The sequence below is a fragment of the Streptomyces sp. NPDC051173 genome (assembly GCF_040689515.1).
In the GTDB taxonomy this organism is placed as follows: Bacteria; Actinomycetota; Actinomycetes; order Streptomycetales; family Streptomycetaceae; genus Streptomyces.
The window spans coordinates 1-2,155 of sequence record NZ_JBFBBD010000165.1; the positions used below are offsets into that span (position 1 = coordinate 1).

The 2,155-nt window shown below is 65.9% G+C and carries 1 protein-coding gene; it reads right to left on the reverse strand.

Annotated elements, in window-relative coordinates; all coding sequences use genetic code 11:
• Positions 1-2,155 (reverse strand): amino acid adenylation domain-containing protein (locus AB0435_RS34075; RefSeq protein WP_366428725.1); only part of this gene is annotated, 2,155 nt, incomplete at both ends.

Sequence of the window (2,155 nt, forward strand, 5' to 3'; positions counted from 1 at the left end):
GTGGGCGCCTGGAAGAAGTCCCGGATCCCCACCTCACTGCCCAGCACGGCACGCACCCGGCTCACCAACCGCGTCGCCAGCAACGAATGCCCACCGAGATCGAAGAAGTTGTCATCGACACCGACCCGGTCCACACCGAGCACGTCGGCGAACAGACAGCACAGGATCTCCTCCTGCACCGTCCTGGCCCCCCGACCCGTCCCCAACGACAGAAACTCGGGCGCCGGCAGCGCACGCCGGTCGAGCTTCCCGTTCGACGTCAACGGCAAAGCCGGCAACACGACGAACCCGCTCGGCACCATGTAGTCAGGCAACTCCTGCACAAGGAAAGCCCGCACCGTGGCAGGATCCAGACCAACGGATCCACGAGCCGGCACCACATAGGCGGCAAGCCGCTTGTCACCCGGCACATCCTCACGCACCGTCACCGTGCACTGGCCCACACCCGGGCAACGACCGAGCACCGACTCGACCTCACCCAGCTCGATCCGAAAACCTCGAATCTTCACCTGGTCATCGACCCGACCCAGGAAATCGAGCGTCCCCTCGACCGTCCACCGGACCAAATCACCCGTGCGATACATCCGCGAACCATCAGAACCAAACGGATTGGCAACAAAACGGTCGGCAGTGATGGCAGGCCGCTTCCAGTAGCCGCGCCCGAGCTGGGTTCCGGCGATGTAGAGCTCACCTGCGACGCCGGCGGGGACGGGTTGGAGAGCGGCGTCGAGAACGTAGACCTGCGTGTGGTCGAGCGGCGTTCCGATCGGGACGACGTCCGGGACGGCGGCAAGGTCCCGCATGGAGTGGTGGGTCGCGAACACGGTGGTCTCGGTCGGTCCGTAGCCATCGGTCACTGTCAGGCCAGGACATGCGGTCAGGGCCAGTCGCACGGAAGCGGCGGGCACGGCGTCGCCGCCTGTTCGCACCTCGATGACGTCGGAGAAGGCCTGAGGATCCTCCTCGGCGAGCAGTCGGAAGAGACCGGCGGACAACCAGAGACCGGTGATCTTCTCCGACCTGATTAGTGCGGCCAGGGTGTTGACGTCAAGGTCGCCGGGCGGGGCCACGACCACCTGCCCGCCGTTCAGGAGGGGTGCCCACCATTCGAAGGTGGCGGCGTCCCAGGCATGCGGAGAGTGGAAGAGCACTCTCTGCAGGCTTCCGGTCGTCCAGCCCTCGTCCTCGGTGAAGTGGAGGACATTGGTGTGCGTGATCGCGACACCCTTCGGAATGCCCGTCGAGCCAGATGTATACATGACATAAGCGACCTGGTCGGCGAGCACGGTGACATCTGGGGCACGGACCGGCAGGCCGTCGACGGGCGCCTCGGCTCGGTCGGCGATCGTGTGCACAGTACTGCTCAGGTCCCGATGGGCGTGGTCGTGGTCGGCCATGAGTACGGTTGCTGCGGTCTCGTCAAGGATGGCCCGCAGGCGGTCGACCGGGGATCGGTGGTCGAGAGGAACGTATGCTGCTCCGCACTTCAGAACCGCGAGCGCGGAGATGATGAGGTCTGCGGAGCGCTCCTTCAGGATTGCGACGGGGGCCTCCCGGTCGACGCCGAGCGCGAGCAACCGGTGGGCGAGCTGATTCGCCCGGGTGTCCACCTCAGCGAAGGTCAGGTCCACGCCGTCCGAGCGTAGGGCGACGGCGTCCGGCGTCCTCGCGGCGATCTCTGCGAAGCGGCCGTGAAGGGTCGCCGCTGCTGAAGGGCTGTTACGCGACGCCGGCTGTGCGGAGCCGTTCCACAGCTCCAGCAGTTGGTGACGTTCTTCTCCCCCCATGATTTCGGCGTGGCTGATGGGCTGGTCGGGGTTGGTGGTGACGGCTTCGAGGAGGCGGGTTAGGCGGTCCGAGATGGACGTGACCGTGGAGTGGTCGAACAGGTCAGTGGCGAAGTTCCACTCGAGGGCGAGGCCGGCTGGGGTGGCCGGGTCGTCGAAGAGTTCCGCGACGGACAGGGCCAGATCGAACTTGGCCGTCGGGGACTTGATGTCCTGCCAGACCGAGTCGATGCCGGTGAGGCCGAGGTCGTCGTTTCCAGTGTTCTGGAGGACGAGCATGACTTGGAAGAGGGGGTGGTGTGCGGTGGTGCGGGTGGGGTTGAGTTCCTCGACGAGGCGCTCGAAAGGAATGTCCTGGTGGGCGTAGG